The following is a 23,203-nucleotide window of genomic DNA, read 5'->3' as shown; positions in this document are numbered from 1 at the left end:
GTATTCAATATCAATATTACTTTTAAGAAAATATTAGATCACAAGCCATATCTTCCTATAAAAAAGCCACTACTCAGAAGTAATGGCTTTTAAAATATTTAAAATTTCAATTTAATTAGAACTTCATACTCATACGAGCCCAATAATTGCGTCCCGTATTATTAAATTGCTGATCACTTGCAAATCCATCCCCAAAACCTGCGTTACCCATTTTATTTAAATGCTCGGTATAGGTTTTATCTAATAGGTTATCAATACCAACCGACAAACCTATATCTTTCGTTAAGTTGTATGAACCATTAATAGACAATGTCGTAAACCCTGCACTTTCCTTCAGGTCATAACCAACAATATTACCTTCGTTTTGACTAATACGATTTTGACCATCGACTACGCGCCACAATAATCCAAAATTATATTTGTCTTGCACATAACGTAAGTTCACACGCGCTTCTAAAGGTGAAATTTGTGGTAACGGTGTATTGTCTGTGGTGTTTTTACCCCATGCATACATTGCGCTCACATCTGCCTGGATTGCATCTGTAAATTGATATCCAATGCCAGCTTCAGCACCTGCAATCACAGCATCAACATTTCGAGTGTGAGCTTGCAACATTTTCATATGCCCCATTGATGGCAAATATGTCGTAAGAACATAATCATTAATGATACCTGCATATGAAGAAACCCAAGAGCTAAAAGCACCATGTTGATGTTGATATCCTGCATCTAACTGTAAAGTCTTTTCTGTATTAATATTATTGAATGTATTTGGATTTCCATTGCCAGATTGAGGACTAAATAATTCCCAATAATCTGGCATACGCTCTACGTAACCCAAGCCAATATATGTTTTTCCATCATCATGGTCAGGATGTGTATTTTCAAATCGAATAAAACCGCTTGCTAATGTTTTGTCTAATTTACGGTTATATCCCTTATCAACAGAATTTTGACGTTCGTCTTTTACATTCACTTGATCTAAACGAAGACCTGAAACCAAACGATTTTGATCATCAAAGTGATATGTCAACTCACCAAAACCACCAACCGATTGATATTTCATATCTGTCATACGTGGTTGATCTTGATAACTAATTCCTGTCTTACTATCCGTTTTACGAATACTATGTTCGTTATTTTGACTATCTACACCAGTAACTAGTTGAACTTTGTCCCACTCACCTGTTATAGCCACTCGAGTATTTAATGTTTTACGCGCCACATTAGTTGCTGCTCTATCAGGCATCATCATGCTTGGTTTAAACTCACGTAAACTATAGTTATCCATCACATGGTCATTAAAGTTATAGTTAACCTGTGCTTCAATTTTTTTAATGACTTCTGTGACATTTTTCTTTTCAAAGCGCAGCCCTAAGCTTTCACGCGCAAATTTAGAGCCATCCATGCTACGTCCAGCATAAACAGCCTCACCATCACTCTTCCCACCTTTCAGCTCTACCCATGTGTCCTCATTTGGAGTCCAGCCCAGCGCGAGATCTGCATTCCACTTTCCCCAATCGGACGGAACCGTATTGCCAGCTCCATCTTGATAACTATCTGCAATCGAACGGTTGGCATTTAAACGTGCGTATTTCGTTTCGTCACCAACAGCGGCTTCAACATTCTGATCCAAACGACCGTAAGAACCAAGCATGACACTGGCTTGCCCACGATAAGGTTTCGCCGAAGTGAGCTGTTCAGGCTCACGTTCAAAAATAACGGTTGCGGCTGAACCGGTATGCGCATATTGAACAGTTTGTGGCCCTTTCACGACTGTGATTTTGTCATAGCTTTCAGGAGAAACATAAGAAGCAGGATTATCCATACGGCTTGGGCATGCGCCTAAATTTTCCGTACCATCTGTGAGGATTTTAATACGTGAGCCAAACATACCGCGGAAGGTGACGTCACCATTCGCACCGCCATTTTTGATTTGGTTAAAACCCACAATACTTTGTAGGTAGGCTGCACCATCAACCGCAGGAATTGGCTGAGTGGGTTGTTTAGGGTCGGCATGTACAATCAGACCATGGGCATCATTACCCTGCTGAGCCGTCACCACGATAGGCGCTAAAATGTGTGCGCTGTCTGCTTCAGCGGCAAAGATTACACTTGAAAAACAAGCAAGAGAAATCGCAGCCGCAAGAGGCTGTAAAAAGAATGTAGGCTGAGCCATTTTTATTCTCACTGAATCTATAAATACAACTAGGCTAGAGTCCGTTAAGACCCGAAAAATATATGTCTAGGTTTATACAAACAGTGGCGGTGCTCGCCCTTGAGGCAGTAAGAAGAGTTGTTGCAGTGCAAACCAAACATGCGCAAAGGCTTTTTGGAATGCAATTAAACGGACTTGAATACGGTCAAGTACCGCTTTTAACTCTAAATCAGGCGGCAACACGAGATTGCCATATACCGTACAGTATTGGCATTGATGACTTGCATCATGATGATTGTGTTCGGCAGGTTGTGAACTGAGTTCATGCTGAGCCTGCATTTCATGATGATGTGTGGAATGCTTTTCAGCATGAGAACTGAGATGTTCAACTGGTTTGAGTAAAAGCGCACGCGAAATGGTTTCACAGACCGGCGCAATTTGATATTGCGTCGGTAGTAAAGGCTGTAAAAAAACAGCAATCTGTAAAAACACGGCTACACAAGACAGTAGCAACGCAGCTCTAAAAAACAATCCATTCCATCCGAATTGAGAACGCGGCCAGTATAACAAAGCCCAATCGACATTGGGCTCACTTTAAAGATGATTTTGAAGCAAAAAACTTAACCGCGTTTTACAGCTACTTTGTCTTTTTGGCGCTGACGAGTCAATTTTTCCACTTTTTCACGTGCGCGTTGACGCTTCAGTGGTGACAAATAGTCGACGAACAATTTGCCATTTAAGTGATCCATTTCATGTTGAATGCAAACAGCGAGAAGTTCGTCAGCTTCGATCTCAAATGCTTGACCTTCAAGGTTAATTGCTTCGATCTTTACGCGTGACGGGCGCTCAACTTTGTCGTATATTTGGGGAACTGATAGGCAGCCTTCTTCATAGGGCTGCGTTTCTTCAGTCAATGGGGTAACTTTGGGGTTAATGAATACCAAAGGTTGATCTTTATGTTCAGATAAGTCCATGACAATCAACTGAATATGTCGATCAACTTGTGTCGCGGCAAGTCCAATGCCTGGCGCTTCATACATGGTTTCAAACATATCTGCAGCCAGCTGACGAATTTCATCAGTAACTTCTTCGACGGGTTCTGCAATGGTACGAAGACGGGGATCAGGAAAACTTAAAATAGGTAATAAGGCCATACTGCGTCCTCAATTATGCCATTGATCAAAAAACCAAATGAAGGGAATGCTTGATCAAAAAAATGTGTGTAATATCGTTATTATAACGCAACTACATACATAATTTTAGGAATTATGATAATGAAAAAGGTTTTTATGGGCATGCCATCTTTTAGTGCCTTGGGGTTTAAGCAACACATGTTAGCACTTGCGGTTTGCGTAAGTGTTGGCGCAGGCGTGATTTCAACAGCTCAAGCGGCGCCTACACGAAATTACAATCCACCTGCTTTAAAAGCCAATGCACCGAATGTTTATGTGGTGAAAAAAGGCGATACCCTGTGGGATATTTCTAAACGTTTCCTAAACAATCCTGTGCGTTGGCCTGAAATTTGGGCCAGCAATAGACACGTCAAAAATCCGCATTGGATTTTCCCGGGTGACCGCTTACTGATGTGTACTCATGAAGGCCGCCCAATTATTGGTAAAGATGAAGGTGATGGCTGTGAAGGAATTATTCGTCGTTATACAGGCGGCACTAAACTTCAACCTCAAGCACGCGTTGAGTCTTTAAACAATGCCATTCCTGTGATTCCACTGGAATACATTAAAAACTGGCTTGAACACAGCACCATTCTTTCAGAGGAATCTTTGAAAGGTACACCGTATATCGTTGGTGCTGCCGATGAGCGTGTGATTGCAGGTAAAGGGCAAACCGTTTATGCACGTGGCCAAGGCATTGAAGTCGGTCAACGCTACGCGATTTACCGTGAAGGCGAACCGTACATTGTGACGGATGCAGAGGGCAAAAAACAAAATCTAGGTCTAGAATTGACTCAGGTTGGTTCAGCCATTGCTATTCGTGGTGAAAATGACATGTCCACTTTAGAAATTACAGACTCGTATAATTCTGAAGTACGTCGTGGTTATCGCGTGCTGCCTGAATACGACGCCATGCTTCCAACCTTGTTCTACCCAACACATGCACAAGATGTGACTGGGGGTGGACAAGTGATTCGTGTTCAAGGTTCGATTGGTCTAGCTGCGAAGCATTCAGTTGTAACCATTGACCGTGGCACAGTGGATGGCGTTCAATCGGGTTATGTGTTCTCGGTTAGTCAAAAAGGTCAAGAAATTCGTGATCCGAAAACCAATGAAAAACTGACCCTTCCAACGGAGCGGATCGGCAACATCATGGTCTTTAAAACCTTTGACCGTGTCAGCTATGCTTATGTGCTCGACAGCGAACTACCAATGAACTTGGGCGCGAAACTTTCTCCCTCTGTCGTGGATGAATAATCCGTTGCCTTAAGGTGTATATATGCTGAACTCTTTATCACATGAACAGATTGCAACAATCACCCTGTGGTATTTGGTTCAGCATTCTTTATCAAGCTTTCAAAAACTACAGCAGCATTTTGGCACAAGCACAAAAGCTGTTGCTGCCTCCAATCTTCAGATCTGGCCAAATCTCGGCTTACACAAAAGCCATCTACAACGTGTCGCAGAAATCCAAACACCTGCTGGACAAACCAAATTACAAACTTTATTGCATGACGTCCAAGCCAGTTGTGATTTTATTTTGCTTGATAGTGAAAGTCATTATCCCTCGCAGCTGCTGCCCTATTCTGACCGGCCACCGATTTTATTTGGTCAGGGTAATCCACAAAGCCTATTACAACCTCAAGTTGCTATCGTTGGCAGTCGAAAACCCAGTCCACACGGCAAACAAGTGGCTTATGACTTTGCCTATTACCTCGCCGAAAAGGGCTTTTATATTTGCAGTGGTTTGGCTGAAGGCATTGATGCAGCGGCACATCAGGGCGGCTTAAAATATCAACGTACCATTGCAGTGATGGGCACGGGCTTAGATCTCACTTACCCGTCCCAACATCAAGCCCTGCGTACGCAAATATTAGAAAATAATGGCTGTATCATTACTGAATTTTTACCACATACACCGCCTTTACAGCATAATTTTCCACGGCGCAACCGCATCGTCAGTGCATTGAGTTTAGGGGTTGTGGTTGCAGAAGCCGCACTCAAAAGTGGCTCTCTTGGCACAGCCAAATCTGCTGCTGAACAAGGGAAAACCATTTTTGCGATCCCCGGTCATATTTACAGTGAACACCATCAAGGCTGTCATCAACTGATCCGAGAAGGGGCGATTTTGGTCGATCATCCTGAGCAAATCATTGAAGACTTGGCACTCCCCACTCAATGGTATAGCCAATCCCAGTCACAAGAAACCACCCCAAGCGCTAGTATTGAGATCCCATCTGATTTACTCGAACTTTATAATCAACTGGATTGGGTGGGACAAAATATGGATCAACTTAATTTCAAACTTAACACCGATATTGCCACACTCACCAGCCAGTTAATGGAACTGGAAATTTTGGGGCTCGCACAACAACAGGCTGGCAATTATCTGCGTTGCCGTTCCAGCCAATAAGGTTCACAATAACCCTTTATGAATCAATAAAAGGTACAAAGTGTAATGATTACCACCTCTGTGACTGAAGCGGCGCAATGTTTAAAACAAGGTCAAGTTTTAGCATATCCAACAGAAGCAGTATGGGGTTTAGGCTGTGATCCGTATAACGAACAGGCCTTTTTAGATATTTTACAGATCAAGCAACGCCCGATTGAAAAAGGGGTGATTTTACTGGCTGGGCAAATTGCTCAAGTTGAACCACTTTTAGAACATTTAGATCCCCACATCCGTCAACAAGTGATCGAGAGCTGGAGCGATCGCAGTCCATCAGAACGCGCAACCACGTGGTTGTTACCTGCAAATGAACATATTCCAACATGGATTAAAGGTAATCACCCTAAAGTTGCTGTACGGGTAACCACACATCCGATTTGTGTGGCGCTTTGCAATGCCTTTCAAGGCTTCATTGTCTCCACCAGTGCCAACCCCGCTGGATTGCCACCTGCTCGTTCACTACAAGATGCCAATCACTACTTTGCGCAACAAGTGAATTATCTGAATGGTGACCTAGGCTTGAGCCAAGAACCGAGTCGCATACTCGATGCCGAAACTGGCGCCGTGGTTCGTGCTTAAAAGCATGCTCTTTCTCAGGATTTTTACTGAAAAATAGATAAAAAAAAGCTCAGCCATATAGGGATGGCTGAGCATAAAAAAGGATGTGTAATCACATCCAGAGGGTCTGAAAACTGATGAGCAAACACTTAATACCCGTTTTGACATTGGCCTAAGTTTGCAGTGCGCATATTATGTAGCAAATTGCATTTCTAAACAAATAGATTTTTTATATTAAAAACAGAGTTAAAACGCTGATTAATGGAGATAATTAAAATATAATTCAAATTATCTACCTATTTTTAATCAGCTTTTGCATACATTAAATACATTCACCATCTAAAATAGCATTAATAAATTAACTTATTAATGAATTATTCTATTAAAAAAATAATTCAAATGATCGTTTTTTAATCAAAATCAATCCATCGAGTTTGCTAAAGGTGGCGTTTTTAATGCTGTTTTACGCTGTGCAAGTAAAATACCACAGATAATGACCACTCCACCGACCGTATGATAAACCGTCCACGCCTCTTTCAACCAGACATAGGCAATCACTGCGGTAAAGACTGGCATCAAGTTCATGAAAATACTGGTTCGATTCGGCCCTAAATGGGTAATGGCCAACATCCACAGTAAAGGGGCAACTAAGGAAGGGAAAATGCTGGCATACATAACACTTGCCGCATTTTGACTATTGATTGAATCGAGACCGAAATAGGCAATAAAAGGTAAATGGTAAAGCAGTGCAAAAAAGATCTGCACATAGAGGCTCAACATTAAGGGAATTTGCAATTGCCACTTTTTCAAAAACACCCCATAAAAGGCATAGAAGAATACCGCAACCACCATCAGGACGTCACCCAAATGCCCACCCGATTGAACTAAGCCTGCAAGATTGCCCTGCCCAATGATATAAACCAAACCTGCAAAAGATAAAATACTCCCGATCATCGCAAAACGATTTGGAATATCTTTTAAGATCAGCAGTGAAACAAAAATGGTAAAGATCGGAATAAAGGCATTAATCAGTCCCATATTAGTCGCGGTCGTATAGTGCGCTGCGGTGTAGGCTAAGCCCTGATACAACACTAGGCCAAATGCACTTAGCACTGCCAACTGACCCAAATGCGCTCGAATTAATGCCCACTGAAGACATAAAGGTCGCACAACAAAAGGCGTTAACAGAATGAATGCAAAGAACCACCGATAAAAACTAATACTGACTGGCGAAATGAAATCAGCTACATAACGCGTAACGACAATATTGATCGACCAAATGAGTACGGCGATGATAGGGAGACTCAAAGCCCAATACATACGTTGTGTTGTGGTACTCATTCTTTTTCCCGTTTAGCTTTTGTTTGCAAAATTTAAATGAATGGTAAAACATTTTTATGATTTATTCGAATATCATTTTGGTATCACACATAATTGATACATTTATCTTAAAATATAAAATTAATAAAAAACATAATATTAAGATAATATAAAACGATACATTTCAACAAATTGATGCATTTCAGCAGCTTCACTCTACAAAAACACCATAGAACAATGTCAACGATCTCTGCATCGTATTAATGCTGTTCTAGCGAACGTATTTTTTTAATTGATTGGTCATTGCTCTTAAACTCTGGCCTACAAAAACATATTTCCCGATAGAAGGATGTCGTTATGAAAAAGTTACTTTTAACCACAGTTTGTATGGCCACACTTACTTTGGCTGCGTGCGAAAAAAAAGGAACTGAGCCAGCCGTTGAACAAACGACGTCTGCATCTGAAGCGACCTCAACCGAAGCAACCACTATCGTTGCTAATCATAGCAATAATAATATTGCCGATATTCAAGCCGATTTGTTAGCCGTACAAACGCTATCGAATGCCAAAGCTCAAGAAGCCGCCGCGTTTCAAAAAGAAGTGAGTGCAACCTTAGAGAAAAAGGATCCCGCTCAAATTAAAGCCATGGTTGAAAAAACAGAAACCTATGTGAAGCAATTTAATGATGAATTAGATGCCTTAACCTTAAAAAGTGCTGAAGTAGATGCTTTACGTGAAAAAATGCAGGACGCCAATGATCTGGGTGTCGAGCTCACCAAAGAAAGTACAAAAACAACGCCAGATAGCGCGAAAATCACCGAACTTCAAAACAAAGCCACTGAATTGCAGAAATCGATCATTGCTGACGTAACGGCTTTGGAAGCGAAAGTCAAAGCGGCTCCAGCGTCTTAATGACCTCCCTACCCTTTAAAGCAAGCCTTGGCTTGCTTTTTTGTTGCGATCAATCCGCAAATGGGCGTGACTTTGTCGAACGCTTCCAACACAATAAAATGCACATCGTATAAGGACACGCAAATGAGCACTTCGATTTATAACATTCCTGTCAAATCCATTCAGGGCGAAGACATCAACTTAAACCAATACCAAGGTAAAGTTCTCTTGGTGGTGAATGTGGCATCTAAATGCGGTCTCACACCGCAGTACGAAGGCTTAGAAAAACTCTATCAAGACAAAAAATCACAGGGTTTAGAGATTCTAGGTTTTCCTGCGAACAATTTCTTGGCACAAGAACCGGGTTCAGACGCTGAAATTCAAGAATTCTGCTCTTTAAACTATCAAGTGGATTTCCCGCTTTTTTCAAAAATCTCGGTTGCTGGGGATGATAAGCATCCGTTATATGAAACGCTCACCCAAGCGGTGCCTGAACGCATTGGTGAAGGCCCTTGGTGGAAAGACTTGGTGGACTATGGTTTAACACCGAACGAACCACCTGAAGTGCTGTGGAACTTTGAGAAATTCTTAATCAATAAAAATGGCGAAGTGGTTGCGCGTTTTGCACCGGACATTACGGCCAATGATCCGCGTATTGTCGATGCCATCAATGCCGAATTGGCCAAATAAGCCTGAAGCTGTTTATAAGCAGTCAAATTTAACGGCTGCTTATATTTTATTTTTTTAAATGAGTAATGACACTCGAATCGGTTCGATCCTCATGATTTCTTCTTTATTTTGATAATTTTACAACACTTCATTCACGATCAATCAAACACTTCACTCTATGATGCATCTATCCGCTCAAGACAACCCAAAGTGAAGCTCATGAATACATTTATAAAAGCAGCCGTTTTATCTATCTCAACCGCATTGATTGCCCTTCCTGCACTAGCAGCACCACAAGAACAACATCAGCAACATCAAGCAGCTCAGTCACATGGACATGCGCAAAAGCAGACTTCAAATGGACATCAACAACCAACCCATGCCACTGTCAAAAAAGCCAACCGTCCATCTCAAGACTGGAAAGCAGGTCAAAAACTCCCAAGCGCTTACCATAGCAATGCCTATAAAGTAGATCACCAAAAATACAAAAAACTCAGCAAACCCGGTAAAAACCAACAGTGGATTAAAGTGAATGGCGACTATGTACTGACAGACATTCGCAATCATTCCATTATTAAAATCATTGCTGGTTAAACTGCTGTAAATGAAGAGTGCTCAGGCACTCTTTTTTTGTTTTAAAAAGTTTTGTTATGACTTTGAAACCCAGCATTTTATCTACACATTTTGCCCTTATATTAAAAAACACATAGCCCAATATTGATTTGATGATGAAAAAGCTTTTACAAAACTTAGTTCTTCCTTTTGCACTGTTTAGTTCAGGCATCCTACTCATTGGCTGTGAGCAAGCAACAGAGCCGAATCAGCAAGACATCCAGACTGAGTCATCTGAGCAACACCAATCAGCGAATACACAAAGCCCTGAAAAAGCTGAACTGAAAAGTGGCAACATGCTCTATATCGTGCGTGATGTTGCAGATATGCAATTAAAAGCAGGCGAATATGTCACTCAGCTGCAAGAAACCCAAAATGACTTGCAGACCGCAATTGAACAGCACGATCAGCAACAGTTGCAAGAAGCCGCGACAGCTTTACAACAACAGCTTACAGGTTTCAATAATGCCTTGAATGGCCTGAATCTTAAAACCCAAGAAATCAATGATATCCGTGAAAAATTACTGTCTGCTAACCAACAAGTTTTAGCTTCGCCTTTTTTAAATGGACAAGTGGATTTTAGCCAAGTCGACTTTAAAAAGATACAACAGCAAATGGGCACGATCCAATCTGAAATGTTGAAACTGGCTTCAATGATGATTCCGCAACAAGCTGAGAATGATAGCTCAAACACAAACCAATCTTAAAACATGTAAATATTGGTGCTTTCAGCAATAGAGTAGGAGAAAATGACTACAACCGTTTTCTCCTACTTTGATTGAGGCACGATTTCACACATGCAGCTGATTATTTTTATGGGCATCCAAGCTTCGGGAAAATCGAGCTATTATCTGCTGAATTTGGCACATAGCCATTTGCGCATCAACCTCGATATGCTGAAAACACGACATCGTGAAAAAATCATTTTTGAAGCAGGACTCGCCTCCAAAACCAAAATGGTGATTGATAATACCAACCCTACGTTAGCCGATCGGGCCCGTTATATTGCTAGTGCTCAGGCTGCAGGCTTTGAAATTGTTGGCTATTTCTTTGAGACTGAGCTTAAAAGTGCACTTGAACGCAACCACTTACGTGAAGGCAAAGCCTGCATTCCTGAAGTCGGAATCAGAGCCACCGCTCAAAAATTTGAACCTCCACACTACGCTGAAGGCTTTGATGCACTGTATAAAGTTCGTATTCTCGGGCAAGGTGAATTTTCAATTTCACCCATACAGATTTGAAGCTTTAATGAAAAAACATTAACTATTTCTCATTTTTAGGCTACCATGTACAAATAAGAAACACAGAAAAACATTTTTATAATGAAAAAAGTCATTCTTGTGATCGCCTGTTTAGCAATCATCGTCTTTGGCGGGATGCACTTTTTAATGCCTGAAAAAACCACGCCACACTTAACCCAGTTTTTTTCTAAAGAGCATAAAGAGGTTCAACGTATTCAGGACTGGCTCAAATACAAACAACAACAGCAGTTACTTTTGGTCGATGTTGTAAGCCCTGTCAGCCCCAAACAACAAGGTGCTTATGCTGAATACATCAAACAAAAAATTGAGTTCAACCAGCAAAATATTCAGCGCCTGCAGCTCAGCCGCTATCAAAGCAAAGCGTTTAAAGAGCTACAACAGCTCGAAATTCATGCGCTAGAGCAATGGAATACCTTATTTCAAACGCATATTGTAGATGCCTTCATTGAACAGCAACATTTCACTGAAATTCCAGCCGAAGAATACCAACAATTTGATGCTGAAGCGCGCTATGCCTTACAAAAGCAAGAAGTTTTGGTTCTCGAACACTTACAACAATTGCTGCAACACAACAGCCCATATCTGTCTGACATCGATCATAGCCTACTCAGCGATTGGCTTTATTACCAACTGATGCAACATGAAATTCATCCAGTTATCTCTGAATGGTTGGAAGTCGAAACAGATATGCCTGATCGAAGCCGTCAAGATGCAATGCAAGACCTGAGACTATATAAGCGGTTTAACCCCAATACCGATGAATATAAGTACATCATGTCACTCGAAACACAGCTTTGGCATGCCGAACACCCATCTTCAAATTTGCTTGCACAGCCGTCCAATACCATGTCCAATTCGGATATCGAAATCGATCCAGAGATTGTGATTCCTGAAGATGAACCTCAAGTTGAGCAAATCAAAAAGTTGATTGAGACTCAACACAATAGCGTTAGCCGCATGATGTTCAGCCAATTGCGTCAAAGCTTTTTGAAATAAATTTAAAATAATGCTTTGAGCTCACACCTCATCAAAACGAAGACTGTTCCTGAGTTTTGCTCTGTGCTAACCATTCTTTAAAAGCCTTTTGCATAGCGTGACGCTCATATGGCTTGGCTAAACGTGCTTCCATCATTGAAAAATCACCCTTATAAGCTGCGTCAATCATGGCTTTGGTCAGCTCCTGAATACTCGCGCGACCCCGATGTTCATATTGTAATATTTCTTCTGAAGTCAGTACCAAGTCCCAACACGAAACCACTGAGCTCATGTCGACTGCAATACTCAGATAATAATGCTCAAAATCTTGGTAAAGTTCCCAAAAGTGGGATTCATGCGCAATCAGGTTCATCTTCATCTTCGCTTACAGAGAAGCTTTCAAAATATAACTTCTGTTGAATAAAAGATATGCAACTTTAGATAGCTATGTCCTTGCTTAACGAAATATATCAAGCATAGGAGCATTGATTCAGATGAATTTTAAAAATTGTGTATTCAAAATATTCTACAAGCCAGCGTACAGTTAAAAGACGAAGCACTATCATGCAAAACAAAGATTGCATGTATGCAGCAGACCAATCCAGTCCATTTGAACAATGACAACTAAAAAACCAACAAACTCATCATGAAATAAGCAATTGACGCATTTTGATCAACAGACATAAAAAAAAGCCACCTTTCGGTGGCTTTTTTTAATCTCAAACCGTCTCTTATTGAGCGCGGTTTTTGATTTTGCGGATGGTTTCCAACTGAGCAGCAGTTTCTGCAAGAGCAGCCAAAGCAGCAGCCGAGTCCAAGTCGCTCTTTTGATTCGCAAGCAATTGTTCAGCGTGTTTACGCGCTTCAAGAATTGCTGCTTCATCTAAGTTTTCTGCACGGACTGCAGTATCTGCAAGAACCGTAACAACATGCGGTTGAACTTCTAAAACACCACCAGATACATAGATTAACTCTTCTGTACCGTTTTCAAGCAGAACACGGATTGTACCCGGCTTGAGTAAAGTTACTAGTGGCGCGTGACCAGGCATAATACCCAATTCACCACCAGCACCTTTAGCAATTAGCATCGTTACAGCGCCAGAGTACAAAGACTCTTGAACACTTACAACATCACACTGCATAGTCGACATGAGAATCTCCTAAATTAGGTAACTAATTAAAGTTTCTCAGCTTTAGCAATTACTTCGTCAATACCACCAACCATATAGAACGCTTGTTCTGGAATGTGGTCATATTCACCAGCTAAAAGACCTTTAAAGCCACGAATCGTTTCTTTAAGCGGTACAAGTTTACCAGGAGCACCAGTAAACACTTCAGCTACGTGGAACGGTTGAGAGAAGAAACGTTGGATTTTACGCGCACGGTAAACAGTCAACTTATCTTCTTCTGCAAGTTCGTCCATACCAAGAATCGCGATGATGTCTTTCAATTCTTTATAACGTTGAAGAACGTTTTGAACTGAACGAGCAATCTCGTAATGCTCAGCACCCACTACTAGTGGATCTAACTGACGTGAAGTTGAGTCAAGTGGATCGATCGCTGGGTAAATACCAGAAGATGCGATGTCACGGCTCAATACTACAGTTGCATCTAAGTGAGCAAACGTAGTTGCAGGCGATGGATCTGTTAAGTCATCGGCAGGTACGTATACCGCTTGGATTGACGTAATAGAACCAGACTTAGTCGATGTAATACGTTCTTGAAGAACACCCATCTCTTCTGCAAGTGTCGGTTGGTAACCTACTGCAGACGGCATACGACCTAGAAGTGCTGATACTTCAGTACCTGCTAGTGTATAACGGTAGATGTTGTCTACGAACAATAGTACGTCACGGCCTTTGCCGTTTTCGTCTTTCTCGTCACGGAAGTACTCAGCCATGGTCAAACCAGTCAACGCTACGCGTAAACGGTTACCCGGTGGCTCGTTCATCTGACCGTAGACCATTGCTACTTTGTCTAGAACGTTTGAGTCTTTCATCTCGTGATAGAAGTCGTTACCTTCACGAGTACGCTCACCAACACCAGCAAACACAGATAAACCTGAGTGCGCTTTCGCGATGTTGTTGATCAACTCCATCATGTTTACAGTTTTACCAACACCGGCACCACCGAACAGACCAACTTTACCACCTTTAGCGAACGGGCATAGTAAGTCAATGACTTTAATACCAGTTTCTAAAAGGTCAGTAGAAGCTGCTTGTTCAGCATAAGAAGGTGCTTGACGGTGAATCGGCAAACGCGCTTCAGTCGCAACTGGACCAGCTTCGTCGATAGGGCGACCAAGAACGTCCATGATACGACCCAAAGTCGCTGTACCTACTGGTACAGAGATTGGCGCGTTAGTATTCGTTACGTTCAAACCACGCTTAAGGCCTTCAGTAGAACCCATTGCAATAGTACGAACTACGCCATCACCAAGTTGTTGCTGAACTTCTAATGTAGTTTCAGTGCCATCAACGTGGAGAGCGTCATAGATCTTAGGAACGCTGTTACGTTCAAACTCGACGTCGATAACCGCGCCGATGATCTGAATGATACGACCGCTACTCATTGCTGTCTCCTCAATTCAAAATAATGTTAAACGGCAGCGGCACCACCAACGATCTCAGAAATTTCCTGAGTAATCGCGGCTTGACGCAGCTTGTTATAAATAAGTTGTAGGCTCTTGATCAATTCACCTGCGTTGTCAGTTGCAGCTTTCATTGCAACCATACGAGCTGACTGCTCACACGCGATGTTTTCGATCACGCCTTGGTATACCACAGACTCGATATAACGAACCAATAAGCCATTTAAAAGCTCTTCAGCTTCTGGCTCATAGATGTAGTCCCAACCGTATTGACGGTTAAGCGTCTTGTTTTCTTCAGCAGTCGCTAAAGGCACAAGTTGTTCGATCTTTTGATTTTGAGTCATGGCATTGACAAAGCCGTTGGATACGAGATAAATACGATCTAACTCGCCTTTATCAAACGCGTCTAACATCACCTGCACAGAACCAGATAACTGTTCAAGGCTTGGTGTATCACCGACATTTGTCGTAGCACCCAGCACTTTACCGCCGTAGTTTTTAAAAAACGAAACCGCTTTTTGACCAATTAAAGCAAATTGAACTTCAATTGACTGCTCTTGTTGCTGTTGTACGTGTTTAACCACTTTTTTGAACAAGTTAATGTTCAAACCACCAGCAAGGCCACGATCTGAAGACACAATGATATAGCCAACGCGCTTTACAGGGCGTTCAACCATATAACGGTGTTTGTATTCAGGATTCGCTTGAACCAAGTGAGCAATTACACGGTGCATATTTTCGGCATACGGACGGCCTTGAGCCATGCGCTCTTGCGCACGACGCATCTTAGAAGCTGCTACCATCTGCATCGCGCGAGTAATTTTCTGCGTGCTTTTGATACTAGCTACTTTGGCGCGAATTTCTTTTAAATTTGCCATACGCTTAACCTAGTATTCGAAGGCCCTTTCGAGCCCTCGAAGGTTGATCCGTGAACCAAACCAAAACTAAATCCAACTAAAGTTGGAATTAGTAAGTTTGAGTCGCTTTAAAGCTTTCAATACCTGCTTTGATTGCAGCTTCGATGTCTTTGTTGTAATCACCAGTTTCATCGATGTTTTGCATTAACGCAGCATTTTCTGAACGGAAGTAAGAGATTAACGCAGCATCAAAGTCTACGATTTTCTTCACTTCAACGTCAGCCATATAGCCTTCGTTAGATGCATAAATTGAAACAGCTTGGTCAGCAATTGAATATGGAGCATATTGTTTTTGCTTCATTAATTCAGTTACACGTTGACCATGTTCAAGTTGCTTACGAGTTGCTTCATCAAGGTCAGAAGCGAACTGAGCAAATGCTGCCAATTCACGGTATTGCGCCAAAGCAGTACGGATACCACCAGACAATTTTTTGATGATCTTAGTCTGCGCTGAACCACCAACACGAGATACAGAGATACCCGCGTTCACAGCAGGACGAATACCTGCGTTGAATAATGATGTTTCAAGGAAGATCTGACCGTCAGTGATCGAAATTACGTTCGTTGGTACGAATGCAGATACGTCACCCGCTTGAGTTTCAATGATTGGCAATGCAGTTAATGAACCAGTTTGGCCTTTAACTTCACCATTCGTGAATTTCTCAACGTAGTCAGCAGAAACGCGCGAAGCACGCTCAAGAAGACGAGAGTGAAGATAGAATACGTCACCTGGATACGCTTCACGACCTGGTGGACGACGTAATAACAATGAAATTTGACGGTAAGCAACAGCTTGCTTAGACAAATCATCATAAATGATTAGTGCATCTTCACCGCGGTCACGGAAGTATTCGCCCATTGTACAGCCAGAGTATGGAGCCAAGTACAACATTGCTGCTGGATCGGCTGCAGCTGCTGCTACAACAGTGGTATACGCCATAGCGCCAGTTTCTTCTAGCTTGCGCACAACGTTAGCAATAGTCGATTGTTTTTGACCAATAGCTACGTATACACATTTAATGCCAGAGTTTTTCTGAGCGATGATCGCATCGATCGCCATCGCTGTTTTACCAGTTTGACGGTCACCAATGATCAACTCACGCTGACCACGACCTACAGGGATCATTGTATCTACTGATTTATAACCAGTTTGTACAGGTTGATCCACTGATTGACGCCAAATTACGCCTGGTGCTACTTTTTCAACAGCATCAGTTAATTTTGCATCAATTGGGCCTTTACCATCAATTGGGTTACCCAAAGCATCTACTACACGGCCTAAAAGTTCTGGACCAACCGGAACTTCTAATACACGACCTGTGCAACGCGCTTTTTGACCTTCTTGAAGGCTTAAGTAGTTACCTAAAACAACGACGCCCACTGAATCCTGTTCTAGGTTCAGTGCCATACCGTATAAGCCGCCGTCGAATTCGATCATTTCACCGTACATTGCATCAGCAAGGCCGTGAATACGCACAATACCGTCGGAAACCATAACAATGGTCCCTTCGTTTTTAGCGGTCGCGCTGGTGTCCAGATCGCCGATACGCTGTTTAATGAGCGCACTGATCTCGGATGGATTCAGTTGTTGCATTGCGCTATACCTCAATCTTTTTAAAGTTCAGTCTTCATATGCAATTAAGCAAGAAGACGAGTCCGCATTTTTTCTAGCTTGTTAAGCGCAGAATCATCTATCACTTGGTCGCCTGCACGAATAACAACACCAGCAATAAGCTCTGGTTTAACTTCTACAGAAACATTTACCGCAGCTTCGAATTTTTTCTCTAAAGCATGTGCAAGTAATTGTTCTTGTACAGAAGTCAATGGGAATGCAGATTCAATCACTACATCCACAGTATTGTTATTCTGTGATTTGAGCTGCTCGTATTCAGCAGAAATTTCAGGAAGAAGCGCCAAACGGTTGTTTTCAGCAAGCAATGTCAAAAAGTTTGACACTGCTGCAGTTTGGTCTTCGCCTAATACTTTTGCAAAAAGACTTACCTGCTCAGCAGGAGTAAGCTCAGGGCGAGTTAAGAAAGCTGAAAATGCTTCGTCTTGCACCGCAGCACTGAGCAAGTTCAATGCAGATGACCAAGAGTCAGTTGCATTTTGCTCAGAAGCGTAAGCAAATGCTGCTTTAGCGTACGGGCGTGCCAACGTCAAGAGTTCAGCCATAATCCGCCTCTCTTAAAGTTTAGCAGCCAGCTGAGTCAGCATGGCATTGTGAGCTTCAGCATCAACTTTTTGGCTAAGAATTTTCTCAGCACCTGTTACTGCAAGATCAGCAACTTGTTGACGTAATTCTTCACGAGCAGAATTGATTTCTGTATCAACAGCTTCTTTTGCTTGTTGACGAATACGCTCACCTTCAGCTGACGCTTGAGTACGAGCTTCTTCTACCAATTGTGCACCGCGACGGTTCGCTTGTTCGATCAATTGAGCCGCTTGCGCTTTCGCTGCATCTAATTCAGCTTTCACTTGAGCTTGCGCATCCGCAAGATCAGCTTTTGCTTTTTCAGCAGCGTTTAAGCCATCAGCGATTTTACGCTGACGCTCACTAATCGCATTGATTAGTGGTGGCCATACAAATTTCATGCAGAATGCGACAAACATCGCAAATGCAATCGCTTGGCCAATCAATGTGAGGTTGATATTCATTGCTATTCCTCAATAGTTTAATTTAGGAATTAAGCTGATTAACCTACAAATGGATTAGCAAAGATGAAGAACAAGCCAATACCAACACCGATCATAGGCACAGCATCAAGAAGACCCGCGATTAAGAACATACGAGTTTGAAGTTGTGGAGCCAATTCTGGTTGACGTGCAACAGCTTCAAGGAAGCGACCGCCTAAAAGACCAAAACCAATCGCAGTACCTAAAGCACCAAAAGCGATCAAGATAGCAGATGCAATTGCAACTAGACCTAAAGTGAGTTCCATGATAATTCCTCAGAGGTTAGGTTTATACCAAATTAAATTAAAAAATTGTGCGCCCAACCATCCAGTGATAGTTGGGCATTACCATTAATGCTTTTCGCTTGCCATGCTCAAGTATACGATAGTCAGCATCATAAAGATGAATGCTTGTAGCGTGATAACAAGAATGTGGAAGATCGCCCAAGGCACAGACAACGCCCATTGGATCCAGAACGGTAATAATGCGATAAGGATGAAGATTAACTCACCTGCATACATGTTACCGAAAAGTCGCAGAGCCAATGAAACTGGACGTGCAAGGAATGTTACTAATTCAAGAATTAAGTTCACTGGAATCAATAACGCTTTTGCAACTGGGTTACTTGGGTTAAATGGGTTAAGTGCTAATTCGCCAACGAAACCACCAATCCCCTTTTCGCGAATACTGTAGAACAAGATCAGTACAAATACAGATAAAGACATACCTAGGGTAATGTTTGGATCTGTAGAAGGTACAACCTTGAAGTAAACGTGATGAGGATCCATACCAAATACACTTGCACCAATCAGTTGAGCTGTATACGGAATAAAGTCAACTGGGATTAAGTCCATTGCGTTCATGAGGAAAATCCACACGAAAATGGTCAATGCAAGTGGCGCAATTAAGCGTGATTTGCCATGGAAAGTGTCGCGAACACTTGAGTCCACAAACTCAATGATCATTTCAATTGCAGACTGGAACTTGGTTGGAACACCAGAGTTTGCAGCTTTCGCTACGCACCAGAACAACAAACAGAAAATCACACCAAGAGTGATAGACCAACCCATTGAATCCAAGTGAATAGCAGTGAACCCCATCTGTTGAGCTTCTTCAGCAGTCTCAGCCAACTTCCATGAACCGTCTGGCATTTTGCCATAAGTCATATTCGTCAAGTGATGCTTGATATACTCGGTCGAAGTAAGGGCATGTTCTTCAGCAGCCATAAATCACACCTGGTCAATGTCAAATACAAATAGAGAGAACGAACATCGCGTGCTGCTTGATATCTCGTTCATCTCCTAAAAAACTTTTCAATTTTTTGTAGTGCTTATTAAACTCGTTTTTGTTGACGCGACACCCAAAATGGAGCAACCCACGTCATGGTTTGAACGAGCATAAAACCACAAAACAACGCCACCGCTGACAACGGTTTGACATTGCTTAAAATTAAAATGAAACCAACAATCACAATTGCAAACTTACCCATCATGCCTTTATACATGTTCGCAAGAACTTGTTTAGAAGCGCGAGCTCCTGCTGCTCGAAACGACTGCCATGAAAAATAGCAAGTCGCAAGCCAACACACGAGCGCACCTAATGCTGCACTCAGGGCTGCGGTTGAGTCTTTCACGACCCAGCCGATCAAGGCTGAAACAGGAATCATACATGCTTGTAAGAGGACTAAAGCTTTCGCTAATCGTCGGTCAATCAAGCGACTAGTTCGGCTCATTATTTATTCACTCACAACAATCATGCTTGACAAGTTTAGCTGATGATTATTTTTAATCGCAGGCATTATAGAGTTACACCCCTGAACATGCAATCTTTTCCCGACCTAAGTCGAGTTTTTTTCTATGTTTAAATTGCTTTTAAACTAATCAATTATTGTTTAATTTTTGCGTCACTTTCGCGCATTTAGCACACATTTATGCACATGATCGGCCAATTGCTTCCACGCGCTGACAAAATCCCCTGCCCCAGTCATGCTTTCGTCAACCGCTTGGAAAACCAATGGGTTCAACTTTTGATATTGTGCTTGACTGGCATGCACTTCGGCCAAAAGGCACATCTTTGAATAAGGGCGGCTGTCATTTAAGTATTTGATTTGCGCAACCGTAGGGGCAATATGTGGGTCATCTGTCAAGGCGCCTGCAAAGCGTAAGTTTAAAGGTCGCTCAATGTATTGATAGGCATCATGAAAAGACCAATACTGGCGAGCTTGGGTAATTTGACTATATATAGCTGAGGCTTGCAACATTTTCTGAGCAAAGATTTTGGCATTATTCCAGTAGCGCTCCTTATACTCAGGCATCTGCTGTGAACGGAGGCCTGCAATAAAGAAACCAATACGTACCGCATTGTTTGGGTCAAGCCAAACATGGGTATCAATGGTATTTTTTAAGGCATCACCACGGGTATTTCGTAGTGGTAAGGTATTGATAATGCCTGAATCTAAAATAGAAACTGCTTTATCATTGGGGGTCAGGAGTTTATCCAGCGGTGCTTCATGTGCTCGTCCCAACCAAATAACCAAGCCTGCATCCTGAATGATTTTACGATGCATTGGGGTCAAACTCACATCATGTCCAGATTGATCGGCCAACAATAAGGTTGGTTTTTCAATGCCTTTTGTCACTTCCTGTGCAATCAAGTAAATCGGCTGTGTAGAAACAACCAAGTCTTGCGTCCAAGCAACACTACTAAACAGCGCAAACGCAAAAAAAGCCAAGAAACGGGACATGGGGAGCAATCACTAGAAATACAATTAGTGTTATAATATAACAAATCGACAAAAATACCTATGCCTAATCGAAACTCTCTGCGCTTCATGTTAAGATTTAATGTCGTTTTTCTTTTATAAATTTTGCACTTGAGGTTTGTTATGAGCGCTTGTTCTCACGAACACCACCATGCTTTACATGATGTGCATGGTCATCACAACGTTGAGACGCGTTTGGCTGAAGCAGAAGTCTTATGCGCAGCAACTGGTGCGCGCCTAACCCCCTTAAGAAAAGAAGTCTTGGCACTGATCCTGAATGCGACAGGCCCGATGGGTGCGTATGACTTGTTGGCTAAAATTAAAAGCAATGCCGACCGCCCTGCTGCCCCACCGACGGTGTACCGCACCTTAGACTTTTTATTAGAAAAAGGCCTCATTCACCGACTCACCTCGATTAATGCCTATATTCCGTGTTGCCATCCACGCGAAGGCCATCAAGCAGCCTTTCTCATTTGTACTGATTGCAAATCAGTGACAGAGGCCTCTGCACAAGGATTATTACAACAACTCGACGCCCTTTCAGCAGCTGATGGTTTTACGGCACAACATAGCATTATCGAAATTTCAGGAATTTGTCAGCAGTGTCGCCACAAATAAGCCTCGATCCTGTTCTGGTCGAACTCTCCCAAATTAGTGTTCGTATCGATGAACGCGATATTTTAAAGCATGTCGATTTTGTCTTACATGAACGGGAAATTGTGACTCTGATTGGCCCAAATGGCGCGGGAAAATCCACGCTCATTAAAGTGCTATTGGGTATTGTTCACCCTAATTTTGGTGAAATTAAAACAACAAAGCCACTCAAGTTTTCTTATGTACCACAAAAATTTAATCCCTCACATAGCCTACCACTTAGGGTAAAAGACCTATTGGCTTTGGAAAAATGCGATCCTGCAATCAAGCAAGAAATTATCCACGATACGGGGATCAGCAAACTTGAAAATTCTAAAGTACAGCAGCTTTCAGGTGGAGAGCGTCAACGCGTTTTACTGGCACGTGCGCTGTTACGTCAACCTGATATTTTGGTTCTCGATGAACCGATGCAGGGCCTAGACATTCAGTCTGAGGCTGAGCTGTACGACTATGTGCGCAGTTTACCCGCCAAATATGGTTGTGCTTTGCTCATGGTTTCACATGATTTGCAGTGGGTCATGCAAGGAACTCATCGTGTAGTGTGTTTGAATAAACACATTTGTTGTAGTGGCCTGCCTGAAAGTGTGCAACAACACCCTGAGTATCAAGCTATTTTTGGTACCAACCGCGTATTCTATCAACATCATCATGATCACTGCGCACATGGTGATAGTGCAACGCCTTGTCAGCATGACGCTCGCCCACACATTCACCCCGAACCGGAAGCTTAAGTCATGATGGAATGGTTACAACTGCTATTACCTGCATGGATTATGGGTACGTTGCTAGTCTTTTTGACTGCACCACTGGGCTGTTTGATGCTATGGCGCCGCATGTCATTTTTTGCCGACACCATGGCACATGGTACTTTACTGGGTGTCGCGATTGCAGGAGCAATGGCGTTGCCCCTGTGGATGGGTGTGGCTTTTATTGCGGGCTTGTTGGTGGCGATCCTTTGGGTTTTGCATGATCCACGGTTACCTAATGACGCATTACTCGCACTGTGTTCTGCGACCTTGCTCTGCTCGGGTCTGATGTTTATTCAACATATTCCAAGCTTAAGACCTGAGCTACTCAGCTATTTATTTGGTGATTTGCTCACGATCACATGGGCAGACCTGCCCGTTTTTGCCACTGTTATTGTTGTTGCGTTGGCAGTGCTTTATAAGAGTTGGCAGGCTCAAATTCAAATCGCGATCGATCCTGATATGGCCGTCAGTGAAGGTGTCAGTGCGAAATGGCAACGTTTGATTTTTATGTTGCTACTGGCTTTATTTACCATTTTAGCGCTTCGTGCAGTGGGTTCTTTACTGATGGGTGCCTTGCTTGTCATTCCAGCACTTACCGCTCGACTGCTTGCCCACTCTCCAAAACAAATGGTGATTTGGGCCTTTGTGATTGCGCAAATTGGGGTGACCGTTGGTTTATGGTCCAGTGCAGGGCTGAATACCTCTACAGGGCTCAGCATTGTTTTAACCATGTCGATTTTGTTTGCGTTGATTTTTATCGCGCAGAAGTTTAAAAAACTGACATAACTAA

Annotated in this window: 27 protein-coding genes; 12 read left to right on the top strand and 15 right to left on the bottom strand. The window is 42.4% G+C overall.

What is annotated here, in order from left to right; genetic code table 11:
- Positions 1–115: 115 nt before the first annotated feature.
- The 3 genes from MF4640_RS12670 to def form a co-directional block, all read right to left on the bottom strand.
- Complete coding sequence (locus tag MF4640_RS12670; RefSeq protein WP_078389805.1) at positions 116–2,179, bottom strand: TonB-dependent copper receptor; 2,064 nt, start codon at positions 2,177–2,179, stop codon at positions 116–118.
- Between the two features lie 72 nt (positions 2,180–2,251).
- On the bottom strand, positions 2,252–2,689 hold the full coding sequence (locus MF4640_RS12665; RefSeq protein ID WP_078389804.1) for a DUF2946 family protein: 438 nt from the start codon (positions 2,687–2,689) through the stop codon (positions 2,252–2,254).
- An 89-nt stretch (positions 2,690–2,778) separates the two neighbouring features.
- Positions 2,779–3,312, bottom strand: a complete 534-nt coding sequence (def, locus tag MF4640_RS12660) for a peptide deformylase (RefSeq protein WP_004684452.1) — start codon at positions 3,310–3,312, stop codon at positions 2,779–2,781.
- A 120-nt stretch (positions 3,313–3,432) separates the two neighbouring features.
- Between def and MF4640_RS12655 the strand changes: the two genes are divergently transcribed.
- The 3 genes from MF4640_RS12655 to MF4640_RS12645 are packed head-to-tail and all read left to right on the top strand — an operon-like array spanning position 3,433 to position 6,358.
- Entirely contained in the window at positions 3,433–4,587 is a 1,155-nt protein-coding gene (locus MF4640_RS12655) for a LysM peptidoglycan-binding domain-containing protein (RefSeq protein WP_078389803.1), read from the top strand.
- Positions 4,588–4,609: 22 nt separating this feature from the next.
- Positions 4,610–5,743: a DNA-processing protein DprA gene (gene dprA / locus MF4640_RS12650; protein WP_078389801.1), complete on the top strand. Its 1,134-nt coding sequence runs from the start codon at positions 4,610–4,612 to the stop codon at positions 5,741–5,743.
- A gap of 45 nt (positions 5,744–5,788) precedes the next feature.
- Positions 5,789–6,358, top strand: coding sequence for an L-threonylcarbamoyladenylate synthase (locus MF4640_RS12645; protein WP_078389799.1), 570 nt, complete (start codon positions 5,789–5,791; stop codon positions 6,356–6,358).
- 399 nt (positions 6,359–6,757) lie between these two features.
- Here MF4640_RS12645 and MF4640_RS12640 read toward each other — a convergent pair whose 3' ends face one another.
- Positions 6,758–7,678, bottom strand: a complete 921-nt coding sequence (locus MF4640_RS12640; RefSeq protein ID WP_078389798.1) for a DMT family transporter — start codon at positions 7,676–7,678, stop codon at positions 6,758–6,760.
- A gap of 336 nt (positions 7,679–8,014) precedes the next feature.
- Between MF4640_RS12640 and MF4640_RS12635 the strand changes: the two genes are divergently transcribed.
- The 6 genes from MF4640_RS12635 (at position 8,015) to MF4640_RS12610 (ending at position 12,087) form a co-directional block, all read left to right on the top strand.
- Positions 8,015–8,569, top strand: a complete 555-nt coding sequence (locus tag MF4640_RS12635; RefSeq protein WP_005401885.1) for a hypothetical protein — start codon at positions 8,015–8,017, stop codon at positions 8,567–8,569.
- A 123-nt stretch (positions 8,570–8,692) separates the two neighbouring features.
- Entirely contained in the window at positions 8,693–9,238 is a 546-nt protein-coding gene (locus MF4640_RS12630) for a glutathione peroxidase (RefSeq protein WP_004984048.1), read from the top strand.
- 198 nt (positions 9,239–9,436) lie between these two features.
- On the top strand, positions 9,437–9,811 hold the full coding sequence (locus MF4640_RS12625; RefSeq protein ID WP_078389797.1) for an RcnB family protein: 375 nt from the start codon (positions 9,437–9,439) through the stop codon (positions 9,809–9,811).
- A 134-nt stretch (positions 9,812–9,945) separates the two neighbouring features.
- Positions 9,946–10,536, top strand: coding sequence for a hypothetical protein (locus MF4640_RS12620; RefSeq protein ID WP_101495484.1), 591 nt, complete (start codon positions 9,946–9,948; stop codon positions 10,534–10,536).
- Positions 10,537–10,626: 90 nt separating this feature from the next.
- Positions 10,627–11,070: an AAA family ATPase gene (locus MF4640_RS12615; protein ID WP_078389793.1), complete on the top strand. Its 444-nt coding sequence runs from the start codon at positions 10,627–10,629 to the stop codon at positions 11,068–11,070.
- Between the two features lie 81 nt (positions 11,071–11,151).
- The gene (locus MF4640_RS12610) at positions 11,152–12,087 is read left to right on the top strand and encodes a hypothetical protein (protein WP_078389791.1); all 936 of its coding nucleotides are present in this window, start codon (positions 11,152–11,154) and stop codon (positions 12,085–12,087) included.
- A gap of 31 nt (positions 12,088–12,118) precedes the next feature.
- Here the strand turns inward: MF4640_RS12610 and MF4640_RS12605 are convergent, their stop codons facing one another.
- From MF4640_RS12605 to MF4640_RS12555, 11 genes are all read right to left on the bottom strand, one after another.
- Positions 12,119–12,439 (bottom strand): hypothetical protein, encoded by a 321-nt coding sequence (locus MF4640_RS12605; RefSeq protein ID WP_035327186.1) that lies wholly within the window; start codon positions 12,437–12,439, stop codon positions 12,119–12,121.
- Between the two features lie 358 nt (positions 12,440–12,797).
- Entirely contained in the window at positions 12,798–13,217 is a 420-nt protein-coding gene (locus MF4640_RS12600; protein ID WP_004684427.1) for a F0F1 ATP synthase subunit epsilon, read from the bottom strand.
- Positions 13,218–13,243: 26 nt separating this feature from the next.
- On the bottom strand, positions 13,244–14,638 hold the full coding sequence (gene atpD / locus MF4640_RS12595; protein WP_004684425.1) for a F0F1 ATP synthase subunit beta: 1,395 nt from the start codon (positions 14,636–14,638) through the stop codon (positions 13,244–13,246).
- A 26-nt stretch (positions 14,639–14,664) separates the two neighbouring features.
- A complete protein-coding gene (gene atpG / locus MF4640_RS12590; protein WP_016165599.1) occupies positions 14,665–15,534 on the bottom strand; it encodes a F0F1 ATP synthase subunit gamma in 870 nt (289 codons plus the stop codon).
- An 88-nt stretch (positions 15,535–15,622) separates the two neighbouring features.
- A complete protein-coding gene (atpA, locus tag MF4640_RS12585; protein WP_004684423.1) occupies positions 15,623–17,167 on the bottom strand; it encodes a F0F1 ATP synthase subunit alpha in 1,545 nt (514 codons plus the stop codon).
- A 44-nt stretch (positions 17,168–17,211) separates the two neighbouring features.
- Positions 17,212–17,748, bottom strand: coding sequence for a F0F1 ATP synthase subunit delta (locus MF4640_RS12580; protein WP_004984037.1), 537 nt, complete (start codon positions 17,746–17,748; stop codon positions 17,212–17,214).
- Positions 17,749–17,760: 12 nt separating this feature from the next.
- Entirely contained in the window at positions 17,761–18,231 is a 471-nt protein-coding gene (locus MF4640_RS12575; RefSeq protein ID WP_004684420.1) for a F0F1 ATP synthase subunit B, read from the bottom strand.
- A gap of 38 nt (positions 18,232–18,269) precedes the next feature.
- Positions 18,270–18,515, bottom strand: coding sequence for a F0F1 ATP synthase subunit C (atpE, locus tag MF4640_RS12570; RefSeq protein ID WP_000424060.1), 246 nt, complete (start codon positions 18,513–18,515; stop codon positions 18,270–18,272).
- A gap of 84 nt (positions 18,516–18,599) precedes the next feature.
- Positions 18,600–19,475, bottom strand: a complete 876-nt coding sequence (gene atpB, locus MF4640_RS12565; protein WP_004684418.1) for a F0F1 ATP synthase subunit A — start codon at positions 19,473–19,475, stop codon at positions 18,600–18,602.
- Between the two features lie 107 nt (positions 19,476–19,582).
- Positions 19,583–19,981: an ATP synthase subunit I gene (locus MF4640_RS12560; protein ID WP_004684416.1), complete on the bottom strand. Its 399-nt coding sequence runs from the start codon at positions 19,979–19,981 to the stop codon at positions 19,583–19,585.
- Between the two features lie 171 nt (positions 19,982–20,152).
- Positions 20,153–20,992, bottom strand: coding sequence for a metal ABC transporter solute-binding protein, Zn/Mn family (locus MF4640_RS12555; protein WP_078389789.1), 840 nt, complete (start codon positions 20,990–20,992; stop codon positions 20,153–20,155).
- 141 nt (positions 20,993–21,133) lie between these two features.
- Between MF4640_RS12555 and MF4640_RS12550 the strand changes: the two genes are divergently transcribed.
- From MF4640_RS12550 to znuB, 3 genes are read left to right on the top strand one after another with little or no spacing between them, the layout of a single operon-like run.
- Positions 21,134–21,628 carry a transcriptional repressor gene (locus tag MF4640_RS12550; protein ID WP_058868677.1) on the top strand — a complete coding sequence of 165 codons (495 nt, stop codon included), beginning with the start codon at positions 21,134–21,136 and terminating at the stop codon, positions 21,626–21,628.
- A complete protein-coding gene (znuC, locus tag MF4640_RS12545) occupies positions 21,613–22,395 on the top strand; it encodes a zinc ABC transporter ATP-binding protein ZnuC (RefSeq protein WP_078389787.1) in 783 nt (260 codons plus the stop codon). The genes MF4640_RS12550 and znuC overlap by 16 nt, the downstream gene beginning before the upstream one ends.
- Positions 22,396–22,398: 3 nt before the next feature.
- On the top strand, positions 22,399–23,199 hold the full coding sequence (znuB, locus tag MF4640_RS12540) for a zinc ABC transporter permease subunit ZnuB (RefSeq protein ID WP_004984031.1): 801 nt from the start codon (positions 22,399–22,401) through the stop codon (positions 23,197–23,199).
- Positions 23,200–23,203: the final 4 nt, after the last annotated feature.

Source organism: Acinetobacter sp. MF4640 (assembly GCF_002018895.1).
Lineage (GTDB): Bacteria > Pseudomonadota > Gammaproteobacteria > Pseudomonadales > Moraxellaceae > Acinetobacter > Acinetobacter johnsonii.
The sequence above is the reverse complement of the archived record's forward strand: the minus strand, read 5'-3'. Positions and strand labels throughout refer to the sequence as shown.

Coding starts and splice junctions, on each gene's coding strand:
- znuB (WP_004984031.1), top strand. CDS start 22,399: ATGATGGAATGGTTACAACTGCTATTACCTGCATGGATTATGGGTACG.
- MF4640_RS12555 (WP_078389789.1), bottom strand. CDS start 20,992: ATGTCCCGTTTCTTGGCTTTTTTTGCGTTTGCGCTGTTTAGTAGTGTT.
- MF4640_RS12625 (WP_078389797.1), top strand. CDS start 9,437: ATGAATACATTTATAAAAGCAGCCGTTTTATCTATCTCAACCGCATTG.
- MF4640_RS12635 (WP_005401885.1), top strand. CDS start 8,015: ATGAAAAAGTTACTTTTAACCACAGTTTGTATGGCCACACTTACTTTG.
- MF4640_RS12670 (WP_078389805.1), bottom strand. CDS start 2,179: ATGGCTCAGCCTACATTCTTTTTACAGCCTCTTGCGGCTGCGATTTCT.
- atpA (WP_004684423.1), bottom strand. CDS start 17,167: ATGCAACAACTGAATCCATCCGAGATCAGTGCGCTCATTAAACAGCGT.
- MF4640_RS12655 (WP_078389803.1), top strand. CDS start 3,433: ATGAAAAAGGTTTTTATGGGCATGCCATCTTTTAGTGCCTTGGGGTTT.
- MF4640_RS12600 (WP_004684427.1), bottom strand. CDS start 13,217: ATGTCGACTATGCAGTGTGATGTTGTAAGTGTTCAAGAGTCTTTGTAC.
- MF4640_RS12575 (WP_004684420.1), bottom strand. CDS start 18,231: ATGAATATCAACCTCACATTGATTGGCCAAGCGATTGCATTTGCGATG.
- MF4640_RS12580 (WP_004984037.1), bottom strand. CDS start 17,748: ATGGCTGAACTCTTGACGTTGGCACGCCCGTACGCTAAAGCAGCATTT.
- MF4640_RS12640 (WP_078389798.1), bottom strand. CDS start 7,678: ATGAGTACCACAACACAACGTATGTATTGGGCTTTGAGTCTCCCTATC.
- atpE (WP_000424060.1), bottom strand. CDS start 18,515: ATGGAACTCACTTTAGGTCTAGTTGCAATTGCATCTGCTATCTTGATC.
- MF4640_RS12610 (WP_078389791.1), top strand. CDS start 11,152: ATGAAAAAAGTCATTCTTGTGATCGCCTGTTTAGCAATCATCGTCTTT.
- MF4640_RS12615 (WP_078389793.1), top strand. CDS start 10,627: ATGCAGCTGATTATTTTTATGGGCATCCAAGCTTCGGGAAAATCGAGC.
- MF4640_RS12630 (WP_004984048.1), top strand. CDS start 8,693: ATGAGCACTTCGATTTATAACATTCCTGTCAAATCCATTCAGGGCGAA.
- atpB (WP_004684418.1), bottom strand. CDS start 19,475: ATGGCTGCTGAAGAACATGCCCTTACTTCGACCGAGTATATCAAGCAT.
- MF4640_RS12550 (WP_058868677.1), top strand. CDS start 21,134: ATGAGCGCTTGTTCTCACGAACACCACCATGCTTTACATGATGTGCAT.
- def (WP_004684452.1), bottom strand. CDS start 3,312: ATGGCCTTATTACCTATTTTAAGTTTTCCTGATCCCCGTCTTCGTACC.
- dprA (WP_078389801.1), top strand. CDS start 4,610: ATGCTGAACTCTTTATCACATGAACAGATTGCAACAATCACCCTGTGG.
- MF4640_RS12645 (WP_078389799.1), top strand. CDS start 5,789: ATGATTACCACCTCTGTGACTGAAGCGGCGCAATGTTTAAAACAAGGT.
- MF4640_RS12620 (WP_101495484.1), top strand. CDS start 9,946: ATGAAAAAGCTTTTACAAAACTTAGTTCTTCCTTTTGCACTGTTTAGT.
- atpD (WP_004684425.1), bottom strand. CDS start 14,638: ATGAGTAGCGGTCGTATCATTCAGATCATCGGCGCGGTTATCGACGTC.
- atpG (WP_016165599.1), bottom strand. CDS start 15,534: ATGGCAAATTTAAAAGAAATTCGCGCCAAAGTAGCTAGTATCAAAAGC.
- MF4640_RS12605 (WP_035327186.1), bottom strand. CDS start 12,439: ATGAACCTGATTGCGCATGAATCCCACTTTTGGGAACTTTACCAAGAT.
- MF4640_RS12560 (WP_004684416.1), bottom strand. CDS start 19,981: ATGAGCCGAACTAGTCGCTTGATTGACCGACGATTAGCGAAAGCTTTA.